The 17,217-nt window shown below is 63.4% G+C and carries 18 protein-coding genes; 16 read left to right on the top strand and 2 right to left on the bottom strand.

The annotated features are described in order from the left end of the window. Positions 1–36: 36 nt before the first annotated feature. Complete coding sequence (locus NKI64_RS03175; protein WP_023726135.1) at positions 37–732, top strand: aspartate/glutamate racemase family protein; 696 nt, start codon at positions 37–39, stop codon at positions 730–732. A gap of 16 nt (positions 733–748) precedes the next feature. Here NKI64_RS03175 and NKI64_RS03170 read toward each other — a convergent pair whose 3' ends face one another. After that, a complete protein-coding gene (locus NKI64_RS03170) occupies positions 749–937 on the bottom strand; it encodes a hypothetical protein (protein WP_023726136.1) in 189 nt (62 codons plus the stop codon). A gap of 138 nt (positions 938–1,075) precedes the next feature. On the opposite strand from NKI64_RS03170, the gene NKI64_RS03165 reads away from it, so the two are divergent. The 7 genes from NKI64_RS03165 (at position 1,076) to lepB (ending at position 8,157) form a co-directional block, all read left to right on the top strand. Then, positions 1,076–1,471 carry an AGROH133_08824 family phage infection protein gene (locus NKI64_RS03165; protein WP_023684099.1) on the top strand — a complete coding sequence of 132 codons (396 nt, stop codon included), beginning with the start codon at positions 1,076–1,078 and terminating at the stop codon, positions 1,469–1,471. A gap of 246 nt (positions 1,472–1,717) precedes the next feature. Continuing rightward, entirely contained in the window at positions 1,718–2,278 is a 561-nt protein-coding gene (locus NKI64_RS03160; RefSeq protein ID WP_023688887.1) for a F0F1 ATP synthase subunit delta, read from the top strand. Next, positions 2,278–3,807 carry a F0F1 ATP synthase subunit alpha gene (gene atpA, locus NKI64_RS03155; protein ID WP_023684101.1) on the top strand — a complete coding sequence of 510 codons (1,530 nt, stop codon included), beginning with the start codon at positions 2,278–2,280 and terminating at the stop codon, positions 3,805–3,807. Before NKI64_RS03160 ends, atpA begins: the two co-directional genes overlap by 1 nt. A 34-nt stretch (positions 3,808–3,841) precedes the next feature. Then, a complete protein-coding gene (locus NKI64_RS03150; RefSeq protein WP_023668672.1) occupies positions 3,842–4,726 on the top strand; it encodes a F0F1 ATP synthase subunit gamma in 885 nt (294 codons plus the stop codon). A gap of 70 nt (positions 4,727–4,796) precedes the next feature. Further along, positions 4,797–6,368: a F0F1 ATP synthase subunit beta gene (atpD, locus tag NKI64_RS03145; protein ID WP_023668673.1), complete on the top strand. Its 1,572-nt coding sequence runs from the start codon at positions 4,797–4,799 to the stop codon at positions 6,366–6,368. A 109-nt stretch (positions 6,369–6,477) separates the two neighbouring features. Next, a complete protein-coding gene (locus NKI64_RS03140) occupies positions 6,478–6,885 on the top strand; it encodes a F0F1 ATP synthase subunit epsilon (protein ID WP_023668674.1) in 408 nt (135 codons plus the stop codon). Between the two features lie 525 nt (positions 6,886–7,410). Continuing rightward, positions 7,411–8,157 carry a signal peptidase I gene (gene lepB, locus NKI64_RS03135; RefSeq protein WP_032892998.1) on the top strand — a complete coding sequence of 249 codons (747 nt, stop codon included), beginning with the start codon at positions 7,411–7,413 and terminating at the stop codon, positions 8,155–8,157. Positions 8,158–8,185: 28 nt separating this feature from the next. Here the strand turns inward: lepB and NKI64_RS03130 are convergent, their stop codons facing one another. After that, positions 8,186–9,694, bottom strand: a complete 1,509-nt coding sequence (locus NKI64_RS03130) for a mannitol dehydrogenase family protein (protein WP_023688888.1) — start codon at positions 9,692–9,694, stop codon at positions 8,186–8,188. A 189-nt stretch (positions 9,695–9,883) separates the two neighbouring features. On the opposite strand from NKI64_RS03130, the gene uxaC reads away from it, so the two are divergent. The 8 genes from uxaC to NKI64_RS03090 all read left to right on the top strand — a co-directional run bounded on the left by uxaC (position 9,884) and on the right by NKI64_RS03090 (position 17,015). Then, on the top strand, positions 9,884–11,293 hold the full coding sequence (uxaC, locus tag NKI64_RS03125; RefSeq protein ID WP_023698223.1) for a glucuronate isomerase: 1,410 nt from the start codon (positions 9,884–9,886) through the stop codon (positions 11,291–11,293). Between the two features lie 38 nt (positions 11,294–11,331). Beyond that, on the top strand, positions 11,332–12,309 hold the full coding sequence (locus tag NKI64_RS03120) for a TRAP transporter substrate-binding protein (RefSeq protein ID WP_352666452.1): 978 nt from the start codon (positions 11,332–11,334) through the stop codon (positions 12,307–12,309). A 70-nt stretch (positions 12,310–12,379) separates the two neighbouring features. Next, positions 12,380–12,943 carry a TRAP transporter small permease gene (locus tag NKI64_RS03115; RefSeq protein ID WP_502901361.1) on the top strand — a complete coding sequence of 188 codons (564 nt, stop codon included), beginning with the start codon at positions 12,380–12,382 and terminating at the stop codon, positions 12,941–12,943. Continuing rightward, positions 12,944–14,224 (top strand): TRAP transporter large permease, encoded by a 1,281-nt coding sequence (locus tag NKI64_RS03110; RefSeq protein ID WP_023684106.1) that lies wholly within the window; start codon positions 12,944–12,946, stop codon positions 14,222–14,224. Between the two features lie 23 nt (positions 14,225–14,247). Continuing rightward, positions 14,248–15,024, top strand: a complete 777-nt coding sequence (locus tag NKI64_RS03105) for a FadR/GntR family transcriptional regulator (protein WP_023684107.1) — start codon at positions 14,248–14,250, stop codon at positions 15,022–15,024. Positions 15,025–15,044: 20 nt separating this feature from the next. Beyond that, on the top strand, positions 15,045–15,902 hold the full coding sequence (gene kduI, locus NKI64_RS03100) for a 5-dehydro-4-deoxy-D-glucuronate isomerase (RefSeq protein WP_352666450.1): 858 nt from the start codon (positions 15,045–15,047) through the stop codon (positions 15,900–15,902). Continuing rightward, positions 15,899–16,666 carry a 2-dehydro-3-deoxy-D-gluconate 5-dehydrogenase KduD gene (kduD, locus tag NKI64_RS03095; protein ID WP_352666449.1) on the top strand — a complete coding sequence of 256 codons (768 nt, stop codon included), beginning with the start codon at positions 15,899–15,901 and terminating at the stop codon, positions 16,664–16,666. The genes kduI and kduD overlap by 4 nt, the downstream gene beginning before the upstream one ends. Positions 16,667–16,676: 10 nt before the next feature. Further along, a complete protein-coding gene (locus tag NKI64_RS03090; protein ID WP_023684110.1) occupies positions 16,677–17,015 on the top strand; it encodes a cupin domain-containing protein in 339 nt (112 codons plus the stop codon). Positions 17,016–17,217 lie beyond the last annotated feature (202 nt).

Raw genomic sequence — 17,217 nt, 5'->3', positions numbered from 1 at the left:
GAGAGAGATCGTTCGGTCCTGCTGGAGGCTCAGCGCATGAAAACCCTTGGCCTCATCGGCGGCATGAGCTGGGAATCGACGGCGATCTATTATCGCCTGCTCAACGAGATCGTGCGCGAGCGGCTGAGCGGGCTGCATTCGGCAAAGCTGTTGCTCTATTCCTTCGACTTCGCCGAAATCGCCGACCGGCAGCATCATGGCGACTGGGACAGTGCGGGCGTGCTGCTGGCGGATGCGGCGCGCAAGCTGGAGGCGGGCGGCGCAGAGGGGCTTTTGATCTGCACCAACACCATGCACAAGCTCGCCGACCGGGTGCAGGCGGCGGTGTCGATCCCGCTTATCCACATTGCCGACGCCACGGCCGTCGCGGTCAAGGGCGCCGGCGTCAAGCGGCCGGCGCTGCTGGCGACCCGCTTCACCATGGAGCAGGATTTCTACAAGGGCCGACTGACGGAGAAATACGGGCTGCAGCCCGTGGTGCCGGACCAGGCCGGGCGCGACATGGTGCACCAGGTAATCTACGACGAGCTCTGCCGGGGCATCGTCAGCGCGGCATCGAAGGCGGCCTATATCGACGAGGTCGCCCGTCTGCGACGCGATGAGAAGATCGATGGCGTCATCATGGGCTGCACCGAGATCACCATGTTGATTGGCGAGCGCGATTTCGACATTCCGGTGTTCGACACCACGCGCATCCATGCCGAGGCGGCGGTCGCATTCATGCTGCCCTGAAGGGCCAAAACAGAGATCAGGGCTGGGCGGCCACGGCGACATTGCCGCTGCCGACCACTTTCAGCTTCCATCGATCTGCTTCCGTGCCGGCCAGATTGAGGTGCCCGGTCAGGAAATAAAGGCGATCGGTGTCGGGGCCTTTGGCTGTGCAAAACCGGTCCTGCAGATAGGAGTGAGGCGTCGCCTGACAATACAGGTTGGCCACGATGCTGGCCGGACGCGCGCGCGGCCTAAACAGCCTTCCGCTCCTTCACGAATTGCGTGCCAAAACTGCCGCGCGCTTGACTTCTTTTTGCAGCGACATTCAATACATCCGGCATTGCTGTGAGGGGATGAAAGCAAGATGGAATTTGCGTTTCCGTGGCCGACCAGCCAGGGCGAATGGCTGGCTTGGTCCAGCGCCGTCGTCACCTTGGCGCTCGGTCTGCTGTTTTTCCTCGCGCCAGGGCTGGCATTTCGGATTCTGCGGCTGCAGGTCCGGCCCGAAAGGGCAGCGGCAATCGCGGAAGGGCGCGGCCGGATGTCGGGCTTCTATCTCGGCGTCAGCCTGTGCTGCATTCTGTTGGCGCAGCCGTGGCTCTATATGGCACTCGGCTTTTCCTGGCTGTTCACCGCTTTTGGCCGTTTGCTGTCGATGATGTCGGACGGCGCCAACACGCCTTTCAACTGGGCGTCGATCGTCGTCGAACTCGTCCTGGCCGCGTTGCCGCTTGCCTTCGTCTTCGGCTTTCTGCCCTGAATCGGCAGCCAATCCAAAGGCTTCGGTTGAACTCTGCGGCCGGATGCGACAATAGTGCCCGAAAAGCATGCGGGACGACGCATTGCGGTCTTAAAATGCCTGTGCTAGACGGCAATCGACTTTCGGCCGGGGATAGCGGAAGCCGCGCCTCCGTGCTTGGAAAAACTTAGTAAGGTCAAAGATTTAGCCAGAGTTTTTGCTCGCGCCAACAATCTGCGGCCCCTCAGACAAGAGAAAAGACGGTCCGTGGCTCAATCGTCATCGCCAATCTCGGGTGTCGCAGAACGCTACGCGGGTTCGCTGTTCGAACTTGCGCGGCAGTCGAATTCGGTGGCCAAGGTCGAGGCCGACCTCGACAGTTTCGCCAGGATGCTGGATGACAGCGCCGACCTGACGCGCCTCATCAACAGCCCGGTGTTCTCCAGCGAGGACCAGGCCAAGGCAATCGCGTCGATCGCCGACAAGGCCGGCATCACCGGCCTGACCGGCAATTTCCTGCGCGTCGTCGCCCGCAACCGCCGGCTCTTCGCGGTGCCCGGCATGATCAAGGCTTTTCGCAAGATCGCCGCCGAACAGCGCGGTGAGACATCAGCCGAGGTCACTTCGGCGCATGAACTGACGGCTGCCCAGCAGACCGAACTCAAGGCCGCGCTGAAAGGCGTCGCCGGCAAGGACGTGGCCATCACTGTTACCGTCGATCCGTCGCTGCTCGGCGGGCTGGTGGTCAAGATGGGCTCGCGCCAGATCGATACGTCGCTCAAAACCAAACTCAATTCGCTCAAGCTTGCACTGAAAGAGGTCGGCTGATGGACATCCGCGCCGCGGAAATTTCCGCAATTCTCAAAGACCAGATCAAGAATTTCGGCAAGGAGGCCGAGGTCTCCGAAGTCGGCCAGGTGCTGTCCGTCGGTGACGGTATCGCTCGCGTCTACGGCCTCGACAATGTCCAGGCCGGCGAAATGGTCGAATTCCCCGGCGGCATCCGCGGCATGGCGCTCAACCTCGAAGCCGACAATGTCGGCGTCGTCATCTTCGGCGCCGACCGCGACATCAAGGAAGGCGACATCGTCAAACGCACCGGCGCCATCGTCGATACGCCTGTCGGCATGGGCCTGCTCGGCCGCGTCGTCGACGCGCTCGGGAATCCGATCGACGGCAAGGGCCCGATCAAGGCGACCGAACGCAAGCGCGTCGACGTCAAGGCGCCAGGCATCATCCCGCGCAAGTCGGTCAACGAGCCGATGTCGACCGGCCTCAAGGCCATCGATGCGCTGATCCCCGTTGGCCGCGGCCAGCGCGAGCTGGTCATCGGCGATCGCCAGACCGGCAAGACCGCGATCATCCTCGACACGATGCTCAACCAGAAGGCCGTGCACGACAACGGGCCGGAAAAGGAAAAGCTCTACTGCGTCTACGTCGCCATCGGGCAGAAGCGCTCGACGGTCGCGCAGTTCGTGAAGGTTCTCGAAGAGCGCGGCGCCCTTGAATATTCGATCATCGTCGCCGCCACAGCTTCCGATCCGGCGCCGATGCAGTTCCTGGCGCCGTTCACCGGCGCCACCATGGGCGAATATTTCCGCGACAACGGCATGCATGCGCTGATCAGCTATGACGATCTGTCGAAGCAGGCCGTCGCCTATCGCCAGATGTCGCTCTTGCTGCGCCGCCCGCCGGGTCGCGAAGCCTATCCGGGCGACGTGTTCTACCTGCATTCGCGCCTGCTCGAGCGCGCCGCCAAGCTCAACGACGATCTGGGCGGCGGTTCGCTGACCGCGCTGCCGATCATCGAGACGCAGGCCAACGACGTGTCGGCCTACATCCCGACCAACGTGATCTCGATCACCGACGGCCAGATCTTCCTCGAAACCAACCTGTTCTTCCAGGGCATCCGTCCGGCGGTCAACGTCGGCCTGTCGGTGTCGCGCGTCGGTTCGTCGGCGCAAATCAAGGCGATGAAGCAGGTCGCCGGCTCGATCAAGGGCGAGCTCGCGCAGTACCGCGAAATGGCTGCGTTCGCGCAGTTCGGCTCCGATCTCGACGCCGCCACGCAGCGCCTGCTCAACCGCGGCTCGCGCCTGACCGAACTGTTGAAGCAGCCGCAGTTCTCGCCGCTCAAGGTCGAGGAGCAGGTCACGGTGATCTTCGCCGGCGTCAACGGCTATCTCGACAAGCTGGCGCTGAACCAGGTCGGCAAGTTCGAGCACGGCCTGCTCAGCCATATGCGCTCGGCCGGCAAGGACGTGCTGGACGGCATCCGCAAGGAAAAGGCGCTGTCGGACGATCTGCGCGCCAAGCTGAAGGCCGAGATCGACGCCTTCGCCAAGACCTTCGCTTGAGAAGAAGCCGGACGCTCGGGATCAGGTTTGAAGCATGCCTTCATTAAAAGACCTTCGTAACCGTATCGCCTCGGTCAAGGCGACGCAGAAGATCACCAAGGCGATGCAGATGGTCGCCGCGGCGAAGCTGCGTCGCGCGCAGGAAGCAGCGGAGGCGGCGCGTCCCTATTCCGAGCGGATGGGTGCGGTGCTGGCCAATATCACGCAGGCGATCGGCGGCGGCGGCGATGCCCCGGCGCTGATGACCGGCACCGGCAAGGACGATGTGCATCTGCTCGTCGTCTGCACGGCCGAGCGCGGCCTGTGCGGCGGCTTCAACTCGCAGATCGCACGTCTGGCCCGCGACCATATCCGCCGGCTTCTGGCCGACGGCAAGCAGGTCAAGATCATCTGCGTCGGCAAGAAGGGTTTCGACATTCTGCGCCGAGACTATGCCTCGCTGATTATCGACCGCGTCGACCTACGCGATGTCAAGAAGCTCGGCTTCGTCAATGCCGATGCGATCGCCCGTAAGATCATCCATCTGTTCGGCGAAGGCGGCTTCGATATCTGCACGCTGTTTTATTCGCAGTTCAAGTCGGTGATCAGCCAGATTCCGACCGCGCAGCAGATCATTCCTGCCGGCGTGGCTTCGGCTCCCGCCGAAGCGACCGCCGGTGGCAATGCCGTCTACGAATACGAGCCGGAGCCGGGCGAGATCCTCACCGACCTCATTCCGCGCAACATCTCGGTCCAGGTCTTCCGCGCGCTGCTCGAAAACGCAGCCGGCGAGATGGGCGCCAAAATGAGCGCCATGGACAATGCAACGCGCAATGCCGGCGACATGATCAACAAACTGTCGATCACCTATAACCGCCAGCGGCAGGCGCAGATCACCAAGGAACTGATCGAAATCATTTCGGGCGCCGAAGCGCTCTAGGCGCGACCGCCAGGAGGTCATCGACCTTCTGATGGAGCGTGAGAAACAAAGGACGAGAAGGGTAAAGACGATGGCGAAAGCAGCGACCCCCGCGAAGACGGCCCCCAAAGCGGCCGCAAAGGCTCCGGCAGCAGCGGCGAAGGCCGCTCCGGCCAAGAAGGCGGCCGCGCCCGCCAAGGCCGCGGCCCCGGCAGCGAAGACGACGAGCGTTGCCGTCAAGAAGACCGGCGCCATCGGCAAGGTTCGCCAGGTCATCGGCGCCGTCGTCGACGTGCAGTTCGGCGATCATCTGCCGGCCATTTTGAACGCCATCGAAACCTCCAATGTCGGCAACCGCCTGGTGCTCGAAGTTGCCCAGCATCTGGGCGAAAACACCGTGCGCTGCATCGCCATGGATTCCACCGAAGGCCTGGTTCGCGGCCAGGACGTCTATGACACCGGCGCGCCGATCACCGTTCCGGTCGGCCCGGGCATGCTCGGCCGCATCATCAACGTCATCGGCGAGCCGGTCGACGAAGAAGGCCCGGTCGACGGCATCGAGATGCGCGCCATCCACCAGCCGGCGCCTACCTATGTCGAACAGTCGACGGAAGCGCAGATCCTGATCACCGGCATCAAGGTGCTCGACCTTCTGGCGCCCTACGCCCGCGGAGGCAAGATCGGCCTGTTCGGCGGCGCCGGCGTCGGCAAGACGGTTCTGATCCAGGAGCTGATCAACAACGTCGCCAAGGCGCATGGCGGCTTCTCGGTCTTCGCCGGCGTCGGCGAGCGCACCCGCGAGGGCAACGATCTTTATCACGAGTTCATCGAGTCCGGCGTCAACAAGAAGGGCGGCGGCGAAGGCTCCAAGGCGGCACTGGTCTATGGCCAGATGAACGAGCCGCCGGGCGCGCGTGCCCGCGTTGGCCTGACCGGCCTGACGGTCGCCGAATATTTCCGCGACCAGGGCCAGGACGTGCTGTTCTTCGTCGACAACATCTTCCGCTTCACGCAGGCCGGTTCTGAAGTGTCGGCGCTGCTCGGCCGTATTCCTTCGGCCGTGGGTTACCAGCCAACGCTGGCCACCGACATGGGTGCGCTGCAGGAACGCATCACCACAACGACCAAGGGTTCGATCACTTCGGTGCAGGCGATCTACGTGCCGGCCGACGATTTGACCGACCCGGCGCCTGCGACCTCGTTCGCCCACCTGGACGCGACGACCGTGCTCAACCGCGCGATCTCGGAAAAGGGCATCTACCCCGCCGTCGATCCGCTCGACTCGACCTCGCGCATGCTCGATCCGCTGGTCGTCGGCGAGGAGCACTATGCCGTCGCCCGCCAGGTGCAGTCGATCCTCCAGCGCTACAAGTCGCTGCAGGACATTATCGCCATCCTTGGCATGGATGAGCTGTCGGAAGAGGACAAGCAGACGGTGGCCCGCGCCCGCAAGATCGAGCGCTTCCTGTCGCAGCCGTTCTTCGTCGCCGAAGTGTTTACGGGTGCGCCGGGCAAGCTGGTCGACCTCGCCGACACAATCAAGGGCTTCAAGGGCCTCTGCAACGGCGACTACGATCACCTGCCGGAAGCCGCCTTCTACATGGTCGGCGGCATCGACGAAGCGGTCGAGAAGGCTCAGCGCCTGGCGGCTGAAGCAGCGTAATCAAGGCAATAGGGAGTAGTCAGTAGTCAGTAGTGAATAGCGGCCGGGTGATCAGGACAGCTGTCCTCTCCCTACTCCCTACTCACTATTCCCTACTCACTAAATTGACATGGCTGAAGCTTTCAAGTTCGAACTGGTCTCGCCGGAGCGCCTCCTGGTTTCCGAGCAGGTCGAGTCCGTCGTCATTCCAGGCGCCGAAGGTGAAATGACAGTCATGGCGCACCATGCGCCAGTCATGACCACGATCAAGCCGGGCGTCGTCACGCTGAAGACCGCCGGCGGCAAGGAAGAGCGCTATGTGGTGTTCGGCGGCTTTGCCGACATCGTCCCTGCCGGCTGCACGCTGCTCGCCGAATCGGCGGTCGCCGTCGGCGATATCGACCGCGCCGATCTCGCCCGCCGCATCCAGGAAGCCAAGGAAGACGCCGCCGACGCCAAGGACGACCAGAGCCGCAGCAAGGCGGAGCAGTTCCTTAGCCAGCTTACCACGCTCGAAGGCGCGCTGCTGCCGGCGTAAGCCGCAGAATGACTTGAAGAAAAGGCCGGGCTCAGCCCGGCTTTTTTGTTGCGGCCGCCATCCTGGATCGTCTCGCATAGGCGCAGGGCCTTGGCGGGATTTCAGGGCGGGCAGCCAGCATGATCAGATCGGGTGGCGGCATGCCGGCTGCCAGTCAGGGCGAGATGAGCTTGTATTAGGCGATGGCGCCGGCGGAACCGCGATTTGGCTGCGGCGGTACAGTCGGATCGGGGCTTGCCCCTGCTTTCTGGTTGTTCGACAGTCCGGCTGTCTATCGATTTGGGGTGGCCGATGACGGAACAGACAACGCAACCGGAAGCGGCCTCGCGATCCCGGTGGACGACGGCGCTGATCGCGGCCTTTGGCGGTCCGTTCGGCGGGTTCCTTTGGATCGGCGCCGGCCGGCCGGCGGTTGCCAGCCTGGTGGTGATCAGCGCCATAAGCATTGCGCTGACATATGTGGGATTCCCGGTTCTGCCGGGGGTCGATCTCGCCTGGCTGGTGGATCTCTCCAGTTTAGGTCTCATGGTCCTGTGGGTAGCGCTCGTCGTGCCTTTCGCGTCACGATACAGACCGAACCGGTGGTATTCACACGGCCTTTCGGTGCTGCTGTTGGCCGTGCTGACCTCCTACGGAGCCGCGTTAGCGATCCGCACATTCCTCTTCCAGCCGTTTTCGACCCCGGCAGGCAGCATGACACCAACGCTGGAACTCGGCGACTATTTCTTCGTCTCGAAGTTTGCCTATGGTTACAGCCGCTACAGTGTTCCTCTTGGGCTGCTGCCCTTCGAAGGCCGGATCTTTGCCGCCGAGCCGAAGCGCGGAGATATTGTGGTGTTCAAATTTCCAGCGGATCCGAGCATCGACTACGTCAAGCGGGTCGTTGGACTGCCGGGCGACAAAATCCAGATGGTCGACGGAATCCTTCGCATCAATGGTGTGGCGGTCAAACTCGAGGATGTTGGTCCGTACAGCTCCGAGGACTCTCCCCAAAGCGCCAGACTGCAACGTGAAACCCTCCCCAACGGCGTTTCCTATTCCGTCATCAGTCTTACGGACAATTCAATAACCGACAACACGCGGGTGTTCGACGTGCCCGAAGGCCACTATTTCGTGCTTGGCGACAACAGGGATAATTCCTCCGATAGCCGGCTCAGTGTCGGCTTCGTTCCTGCCGAAAACCTGGTCGGCAAGGCAGTGCGACTGTTCTGGAATTCGCAAGGCACGGAGTATTCGTCGCGGCAGAGGCTGGACGCTCCGGCGGGACAATAGGCTTGAAATGGGCGGTTCCGGACCAGCTTCAGCCTACGTTTGTCGGCTCCGGTATGCCGAGCGCTGAGAGCGCAAGCACGATCCCGCCTTGCAGGATATGCTCGCGATGAGCGGCGACCAGTTCGATCAGCGTCTGCCGCTCGGGCTTGCCGCTGGCGAAGCCGGCCCAGTCGAACACCGCCGCTACTCGTTCCAGCATCCGTCGTTCGTCGAGCGCCGCCAGCGCCGCGTCGAGCGGATCGGTAAAGTGGGCTTCCGGCAGGTCCTTGCCGCGCGCCTCGCAGGCGGCGATCCAGGCGGCGATCACCAGCGTCAGATGCTCCGGGACCAGGCCGGCCTGGATGCACTCGATGGCGGTAGCGACAATGCGCTGCGGCAATTTCTGGCTGCCGTCATTGGCGATCTGCGCGGTGCGGTGGGCCAGCGCGGTGTTGGAGAAACGTTCGGCAAGTTCGGCCGTATAGGCTGACGTGTCGAGCCCGGCATCCCCAGGCAATGTCGGGATGGCCTCGGCCCAGAGCCGGTCGACGAACGCGCGGATCGCGGGATCCGCGAAGGCGCGGTCGACGGTGACGTGGCCGCTGAGCAGGCCGATATAGGCGATGCCCGAATGGGCGCCGTTGAGCAGCCGAAGCTTCATGTCCTCGAACGGCCGGACATCCTCGACCATGGTGACGCCGAATTTCTCCCAGGCCGGGCGGCCGGCTGGAAACCTGTTTTCGATCACCCATTGCCGGAACGGTTCGGTCATCACCGGCCAGGCGTCCTCGAGGCCGAGTTCGACCGCGATGCGCGCCCGGTCGGCATCGGTGGTTGCCGGCACGATGCGGTCGACCATGCTCGATGGGAATGCAACGTCATCGGCTATATGACCGGCGAGGGCAGCGTCGCCTGAAGCAGCAGCGCCGGCATCGCGCAGTTTTGCAAACCCGACCAGCAGCCGGTGCAGCGTGGCGCCATTGGCCGGCAGGTTGTCGCAGCAAAGCACGGTGAAGGGCGGCGTGCCGGCGGCCCGGCGTCGCACCAGCGCTTCCGCCAGGAATCCATGCGCTGTCCTGGGAGATCCGGGATTGCCCAGATCGTGGACGATATCGGGATGGTTTTCGTCGAGGCTGCCGTCGGCGGCCCTGAGATAGGCCTTTTCGGTGATGGTCAGGGTGACGATGCGGGTGCGCGGGTCGGTCAGCGCGGCCAGCACCGCGCCGGGGTCTTCCGGCGCGACCAGCATCGACTGGATCGAGCCGATAATGTGCAGCGCTTCGCCATCGCTGCCGCGCACCGCCAGCGTGTAGAGCCCGTCCTGTGGCGTCAGCGCATCGCGCGTGTCGGGGCTGCGCAGCGAGACGCCGACAATGCCCCAGCCGGTCTCGCCGGCCGCTAGGCAGTCATCGACATAGGCGGCCTGATGGGCACGGTGGAAGGCTCCAACGCCGAGATGGACGATGCCTGGGGCGACACTGGCGCGATCATAGGGGGGGACCGCGACCGAGGCCGGCAAGGATTGCACTGTTGCGTTGGAAAGGCGTCTGCTGGTCATGGCTTGGCTTGTTGGGCGCGGCTTGTCGCTGGATGGTGTGCGGGGCGGGATCTGCTAGCGGCGTAACATCCGCTCTTCCGCCGCACAATGACCTGACGCCGGTTAAAAGTCATCATACAACAATCCAGTTTTTGTATGTTGACATTATTTCTTTCCAATCCTACCGATATCGCCCCTGGGAGGAACGACGTGGCGGGACTGACCGATCCGGATCTGCTTTTTGCCGCCGAAGGGCGCGCGCTGTCGATCGCGCGCGATCTCCATGCCGGCATCAAGGACCTGCCGATCATCAGCCCGCACGGCCACACCGATCCGCGTTGGTATGCGCTCAACGAGCCATTCCCCGATCCCGCGCAATTGCTGGTGGTGCCCGACCACTACATTTTCCGTATGCTGTTCAGCCAGGGCGTGCGGCTGGAAGATCTCGGCGTCCCGACCCTCGACGGCTCGCCGGTCGAGACCGATCCCAGGGCGATCTGGCGGCGCTTCGCCGAGCACTATTACCTCTTCCGCGGCACGCCGACGCGGTTGTGGCTCGACCATGTGCTCGAGCATCTGTTCGGCATCGAAGAGCCGCTCAACGCCAGCACCGCTAGCCGCCATTACGACACCATCGCGGCGCTTTTGCAGCGCGACGATTATCGCCCACGCGCGCTGTTCGAGCGCTTCAACATCGAGGTCATCGCGACGACCGAGGGCGCACTCGACGATCTCCAATGGCACAAGACGATCCGCGACAGCGGCTGGCAGGGCCGCGTCATCACTGCCTACAGGCCGGATGCCGTCGTCGATCCCGACTTCGAAGGATTTTCGGCCAATCTCGATCGTCTGGGCGAGATCGCCGGCTGCGACACCGGCACATGGGCCGGCTATCTCGACGCGCATCGCCAGCGCCGCGCCTTCTTCAAAAGCTTCGGCGCAACCTCGTCGGACCACGGCCATCCGACGGCCGAGACCGCCAATCTTTCCGATGCGGCGGCGGAAGAGCTGTTCAACCGCATCCGCCGCGGCTCGGACGACGAGCGCGAGCGCAAGCTGTTTCGCGCCCAGATGCTGACCGAAATGGCCAAGATGAGCCGCGACGACGGGCTGGTCATGCAGATCCATCCCGGCTCCTGGCGCAACCACTCGCCTGGTGTTTTCCAAAAATTCGGCCGCGACAAAGGCTTCGATATTCCGACCCGCACCGACTATGCCGCGGCGCTCAAACCCTTGCTCGACTGCGTCGGGCTGGAGCGCGACCTCTCCATCATTCTGTTCACGCTCGACGAGACCAGCTACGCGCGCGAACTGGCGCCGCTGGCCGGCGTCTATCCGGCGTTGAAGCTCGGGCCGGCCTGGTGGTTCCACGACAGTCCGGAAGGCATGCGCCGGTTCCGCGAGATGACCACCGAGACCGCCGGCTTCTACAACACCGTCGGCTTCAACGATGACACCCGTGCCTTTCCGTCGATTCCCGCCCGTCACGATGTGGCGCGCCGGGTTGACTGCGCCTTTCTCGCCCGTCTCGTCGCCGAGCACCGGCTGCGTGAGGACGAGGCGCATGAGCTGGCGCGGGAGCTTGCCTACACGCTTGCCAAGAAGGCGTACCGGCTGTGAGCCGGGCGCGTGGAATTTTAAAAGGGAGGAAGACAGTCATGTTGCATTTTTCAAAACTGATGGCAGCCACATTCGCCTTCGGCTCGCTGATGATCGGCGTTGCCGGCGCCCAGACCGTACTGCGCTCGGCCGACACCCATCCGGACGGGTATCCGACCGTCGAGGCGGTCAAATATCTCGGCGAGCTCATCAAGGAGCGCACCGCCGGCCGCTATTCGGTCGAGGTCTATCATTCGGCGCAGCTCGGCGAGGAAAAAGACACGATCGAGCAGACGCAGACCGGTGTCATCGATCTGAACCGCGTCTCGATGGGTCCGTTCAACGGCATCGTGCCGGAAACCGCGGTGCCGTCGCTGCCCTACATGTTCCGTTCGGTCGAGCACATGCGCCATGTCATGGACGGGCCGATCGGCGACGAGATCCTCGAGGCCTTCGAGACGCATGATCTGGTCGGCCTTGCCTTCTACGATTCCGGCGCCCGTTCCTTCTACAACACCAAGAAGGACATCACCTCGATCGCCGATCTGAAAGGCATGAAGTTCCGCGTCATCCAGTCCGACGTGTTCGTCGATATGGTCAACGCGCTTGGCGCAAATGCCACGCCGATGGCCTATGGCGAGGTCTATTCGGCGCTCGAAACCGGTGTCATCGACGGCGCCGAGAACAACTGGCCCAGCTTCGAATCCGCCAAGCACTACGAAGTCGCCAAGCACTATACCGTCGACCAGCACCAGATCGTGCCGGAAGTGCTGGTGATGTCGAAATCGAGCTGGGACAGACTGACGCCGGAAGACCAGGCGATCGTCAAGCAGGCGGCCAAGGATAGCGTCGTCAAGATGCGCGAATTGTGGGACGCGCAGGAGAAGAAGTCGCGAGAGATCGTCGAGAAGGCCGGCGTCAAGGTCAGCGAGATCGACAAGCAGCCGCTGATCGATGCGATGAAGCCGGTCTACGACAAGTATCTGAAGACGCCGGAGCTCAAGGACCTCGCGACGCGCATCCAGGCGACCAAGTGATTTTCTGGCGGGGCGGCATGGCGCCGCCCCGCCAATCGCTTTTAGGCGACGGAAAGACCGGGAGGATCGGATGACTGCGGGAACGGCCAGGAGCGGAGCGCCACCGCGCTTCAGCGCGGTGCTTTCGAAGATTTGCGACGGTGCGCTCTATCTCGCGGGCATCGGGATGGTCGCCATGACCGCGCTTGTTGCCTACCAGGTGTTTTCCCGCTTCGTGCTCAACGCGTCACCGAGCTGGACCGAAGTCACCGCCATCATGCTGATGAACTGGTTCATCTTCCTGGGCGCTGCCGTCGGTGTGCGCGAGAATTACCATATGGGCTTCGACGTGCTGCTCTATATCCTGCCCAAGGGCAGCAAATGGGCGCTGCGCACCCTGTCCGACCTGATCGCGTTCGGCTTCGGCTTCGGCATGGTCTGGTACGGCTGCAAGCTGGTCGGGCTGACCTGGCGGACCATCATCCCGGCGCTCGAACTTCCCGGCGGTTTCGACTATCTGCCGCTGGTTGCCGGCGGCTTTCTGATCTGCCTGTTCTCGGCCGAACGCATCGCGCTGCGCTGGTCCGGCGCCGACATCGACAAGGATATCAATCTCGAAGAAGTGCCGGAAATGCCGGCCGTGCAGGAGGCCTAGATGGAACTCTGGATCCTGTTTGGCGTCTTCACGCTTTTGATGTTTGCCGGCACGCCGATCGCCTTTTGCCTGGGTGCGGCGTCCTTCGCCACCGTGCTTTATCTCGGCCTGCCGCCCCTGGTGGTGTTCCAGCAATTGAAGTCGGGCATGTCGGCGTTCTCGCTGATGGCGATCCCGTTCTTCATCTTTGCCGGCGACCTGATGGTGCGCGGCGGCATCGCGCAGCGCATCGTTTCCTTTGCCGGCTCGCTGGTCGGTCATGTCCGCGGTGGGCTCGGTCAGGTCAACATCATCGCCGCGACGTTGTTCGGCGGCATTTCCGGCTCGGCTGTGGCGGAAGCCGCTGCCGTCGGCGGGCTGATGATCCCGCAGATGAAAGCGCGCGGCTACGGAGCCGACTATGCCGTCAACGTCACCTCGATGGCGGCGCTGATCGCGCTGCTTCTGCCGCCGTCGCAGAACATGATCATCTATTCGATCGCCGGCGGCGGCAAGATTTCGATCGCCGACCTGTTCACCGCCGGTATCCTGCCTGGTCTGCTGTTCGCCGCTTCGCTGATGGTCACCGCCTATTTCGTCGCCCGCAGCCGCGGCTACCCGGTCGAGGCTTTTCCCGGCTTCTCGCGTGTCGGCCAGCTGGCGGTCATCGCCATCCCCGGACTTCTGCTCATCGGGATCATCTTCGGCGGCGTTCGCTCGGGCATTTTCACGGCGACGGAAAGCTCCTGCATCGCCATCATCTACGCTTTGCTGGTCACCGTCTTCGTCTACCGGTCGATGGCCTGGGGCGATTTCGTCCATGCCACAAAGGGCGCGGTGCGCACGACCTCAATGGTGCTGCTGATCATCGGCACGGCGGCCTCGTTCAGCTGGCTGATGGCCTATCTCAAAGTGCCGGTGTTGCTGATCGCAGGCATGAACGCCATCTCCACCGATCCGCTGGTGGTGCTGCTTCTGCTCAACGTCTTGATGCTGCTGCTCGGCACCTTCATGGACATGGGGCCGATGATCATCATCTGCACGCCGATCTTCCTGCCGCTGGTCACCCATTACGGCGTCGACCCCGTGCATTTCGGCGTCATCACCATCCTCAATCTCGGCATTGGCCTCAACACGCCACCGGTCGGCACGGTGCAGTTCGTCGCCTGTGCCGTCGGCAAGATTACGGTCTGGGAAGCGATGCGCTCGATCTGGCCGTTCTATGGCGCGGGCATCGTGGTTCTGGGGCTGGTGACCTATATTCCGGCGATTTCGCTCTGGTTGCCGAGCGTGTTCAAATAGGCGTCTTCAAACAGGGGTGCGATATGGCATCGGATAGCGCTGTTGATCTCAGGGTCGAGAGAAAACCCAAACTGTCGGAGACCGTCGTTGCGGCGATCCGCAAGCAGTTGCAGGCGGGCGAGATCCTGCCCGGCCACAAATTGCCGACCGAGGGCCAGCTGACCGAGACCTTCGGCGTCAGCCGCACCGTCATCCGCGAAGCGCTGGCCAAGCTCGCCGCCGACGGGCTGGTCGAGGCGCGCCAGGGCGCAGGCGTGTTCGTCACCGAGCACATCTCAACGATGTTCGGCGCGCTCGCCGCCGACATGGGCAGCAAGGATTCCATCGCGCTCAATGTGCTCGAAGTGCGCCTGGCCGTCGAAATCGAATCGGCCGGGCTCGCCGCCATTCGCCGCAACGCCGCGCAGGAAGCAGCGATCCAGGAAGCGTTCTTCGAATTCGAACGGCTGCTTCTCAACAGCGAGCCGACCGGTCCGGCCGATCTCGCCTTCCACCGGGCAATCGCCAGCGCCACCAACAACCCGTTCTATGTCGAGATGCTCGATGTGCTCGGACGCCGCGCCATTCCCTGCGACGTGACCTCGCCCTGGTCGACGGAACTTGTGCAATCCGACAGCTATCAGCGCGGGCTGCAGCGCGAGCATCTGGTGATCCTGAATGCGATCACGTCAGGCGACGCCGAAGCCGCGCGCGAGGCGATGCGCACCCATCTCACCGCCAGCCAGCAGCGCTACCGCGAGCGCCTGCACGCCCGCCAGGTCTTTTATGCCGACTCGGTCAGGGCGACGGCATCCGAATAACCATTTCAGCCGGAGCAGTAATGTCTCAAAGTCACCCGCATACCGATTTCACCTCGCGTTTCGCCATCGACCCGGTTGCCGCGGCTTCTATGGGCACCGACGAACTGCGGCACAACTTCCATATTGACGACCTGTTCCAGCCGGGACGCGTCAGCCTGACCTATGCCCATTATGACCGCATGATCGTCGGCGGCGCCGTGCCGGAAGGGACAGCGCTGCCGCTGGAAGCGATCAAGCCAACGGGGACCAGGAATTTTCTCGATCGCCGCGAGTTGATCATCGTCAATATCGGCGGCGCCGGCTCGGTGACGGCGAATGGCGAGGCCCACCAGTTGCAGGCGCGCGACATGCTCTATCTAGGCATGGGCAGCACCGACGTGGCGTTCGCGTCGGCCGACAAGGCAGCGCCGGCCAAATTCTATCTGCTCAGCGCCCCGGCGCATCACGCCTATCCGAACCGGCTGATCCGCATCGGCGACGCCAAGCGGCTCGACCTCGGCAGCAAGGAAACCTGCAATGAGCGCTCGATCTTCCAGTTCATCCATGCCGATGGCGTCAAGACCTGCCAGCTGGTCGTCGGCATGACGCAGCTGGCGCCGGGCTCGGTGTGGAACACCATGCCTTGCCATGTGCATGACCGGCGCATGGAGGCCTATCTCTATTTCGACCTGCCGGAGACGGCGCGCGTCTTCCATTTCATGGGCGAGCCGGACGAAACCCGCCACATCGTCATGGCCAATGAGGAGGCAGTGCTGTCGCCCGGCTGGTCGATCCATTCAGGGGCAGGCACCTCGAATTATTCCTTCATCTGGGCGATGGCCGGCGACAATGTCGACTACACCGATGTCGACCCGGTGCCGCTGGGCGAACTGCGTTGAGCGGCCCTTCCTCCTTCAGCCTGGCCGGCAAGCGCGTCCTGGTCACCGGCGCAAACACCGGCATCGGCCAGGGCATCGCGGTCTCGATCGCGCGCGCCGGCGGCACCGTCATCGGTGTCGGCCGCTCGGCGATGGACGACACGGAAAGACAAGTCGCGGAAGCCGGCGGCCAGTTCGAGACTGTGCGGTGCGATCTCGCCGATCATGTTGCCGCCAAGGCCATGCTCGACCAGGTGTGGGAGAAGACCGGCCCGATCGACGGGCTGGTCAACAATGCCGGCATCATCCGCCGCGCCGATGCGGTCGATTTCTCGGAAACCGACTGGGACGACGTCGTCGACGTCAATCTGAAGACGCTGTTCTTTCTCAGCCAGGGTTTTGCCAGGCGCGTGCTGACCGACCCGAGGCGGCGCGGCAAGATCGTCAACATCGCCTCGGTGCTGAGTTTCCAGGGCGGCATCCGCGTCGCGTCCTATACCGCGTCGAAACATGGCGCGCTCGGCATAACCCGGCTGCTGGCCTGCGAATGGGCGGCAAAAGGCATCAACGTCAACGCGATTGCGCCCGGCTATATCGAAACCAACAACACCGAGGGGTTGCGCGCCGATCCCGACCGCAGTGCTGCCATCCTGGCGCGCATCCCGGCGGGACGTTGGGGCGGGCCGGAAGACATAGGCGATGCCGCCGTGTTCCTGCTGGCGCCAGCGTCCGACTATATGCATGGCGCGGTGGTTCCCGTGGACGGCGGCTGGCTGGCGCGATGAGGAGATGGTCATGATTGAAGCCAAGATTTTCGCACAGCCCGGCGAGAGCGCCTGGACGCCGACGCCGGACGGCAACAGACGCCGCGTTCTCGTCTCCACCGATGAGCTGATGATGGTCGAGTTCGGCTTCGACAAGGGCGGCGTCGGCGCACTGCATTCGCACCCGCATGTCCAGGCCAGCTATGTCGCCGAAGGTCGCTTCGAGGTGACCATCGACGGCCGCACCGCGACCATCGAGACCGGCGGCAGCTTCATCGTGCCGTCCAATCTGGTGCACGGCGTCAAGGCGCTGGAGGCCGGGCGCCTGGTCGACAGCTTTACCCCGCACCGCGCCGATTTCCTGGCCTGAACCTTTTTCGGCAATTCCAGAAACAGGAAACCCGCGCCTCCTGGGGAGGCGCGGGCTGTTGCCTGTGCGCTCGTGGCGCAGCGGTACTCGAAACATCGCCGCAGGGTTGGACGGTGCCGCAACATGGTGAAGATAGGTTTAACGATGCCAATCAGGTCGATCGCCGGTGGGGTGTTGCTGCTGCTTGTTGTGGTCACGCAGG

The organism is Mesorhizobium sp. M0478 (assembly GCF_040321305.1).
Lineage (GTDB): Bacteria > Pseudomonadota > Alphaproteobacteria > Rhizobiales > Rhizobiaceae > Mesorhizobium.
The sequence above is the reverse complement of the archived record's forward strand: the minus strand, read 5'-3'. Positions and strand labels throughout refer to the sequence as shown.

What these genes read in the sequence shown, in the direction of transcription:
- NKI64_RS03110 (WP_023684106.1), top strand. Translation starts at nt 12,944, where the DNA reads ATGGAACTCTGGATCCTGTTTGGCGTCTTCACGCTTTTGATGTTTGCC.
- NKI64_RS03150 (WP_023668672.1), top strand. Translation starts at nt 3,842, where the DNA reads ATGCCTTCATTAAAAGACCTTCGTAACCGTATCGCCTCGGTCAAGGCG.
- atpA (WP_023684101.1), top strand. Translation starts at nt 2,278, where the DNA reads ATGGACATCCGCGCCGCGGAAATTTCCGCAATTCTCAAAGACCAGATC.
- NKI64_RS03175 (WP_023726135.1), top strand. Translation starts at nt 37, where the DNA reads ATGAAAACCCTTGGCCTCATCGGCGGCATGAGCTGGGAATCGACGGCG.
- NKI64_RS03140 (WP_023668674.1), top strand. Translation starts at nt 6,478, where the DNA reads ATGGCTGAAGCTTTCAAGTTCGAACTGGTCTCGCCGGAGCGCCTCCTG.
- lepB (WP_032892998.1), top strand. Translation starts at nt 7,411, where the DNA reads ATGGTCCTGTGGGTAGCGCTCGTCGTGCCTTTCGCGTCACGATACAGA.
- NKI64_RS03165 (WP_023684099.1), top strand. Translation starts at nt 1,076, where the DNA reads ATGGAATTTGCGTTTCCGTGGCCGACCAGCCAGGGCGAATGGCTGGCT.
- kduI (WP_352666450.1), top strand. Translation starts at nt 15,045, where the DNA reads ATGTCTCAAAGTCACCCGCATACCGATTTCACCTCGCGTTTCGCCATC.
- atpD (WP_023668673.1), top strand. Translation starts at nt 4,797, where the DNA reads ATGGCGAAAGCAGCGACCCCCGCGAAGACGGCCCCCAAAGCGGCCGCA.
- NKI64_RS03115 (WP_502901361.1), top strand. Translation starts at nt 12,380, where the DNA reads ATGACTGCGGGAACGGCCAGGAGCGGAGCGCCACCGCGCTTCAGCGCG.
- NKI64_RS03120 (WP_352666452.1), top strand. Translation starts at nt 11,332, where the DNA reads ATGTTGCATTTTTCAAAACTGATGGCAGCCACATTCGCCTTCGGCTCG.
- NKI64_RS03105 (WP_023684107.1), top strand. Translation starts at nt 14,248, where the DNA reads ATGGCATCGGATAGCGCTGTTGATCTCAGGGTCGAGAGAAAACCCAAA.
- NKI64_RS03130 (WP_023688888.1), bottom strand. Translation starts at nt 9,694, where the DNA reads ATGACCAGCAGACGCCTTTCCAACGCAACAGTGCAATCCTTGCCGGCC.
- NKI64_RS03090 (WP_023684110.1), top strand. Translation starts at nt 16,677, where the DNA reads ATGATTGAAGCCAAGATTTTCGCACAGCCCGGCGAGAGCGCCTGGACG.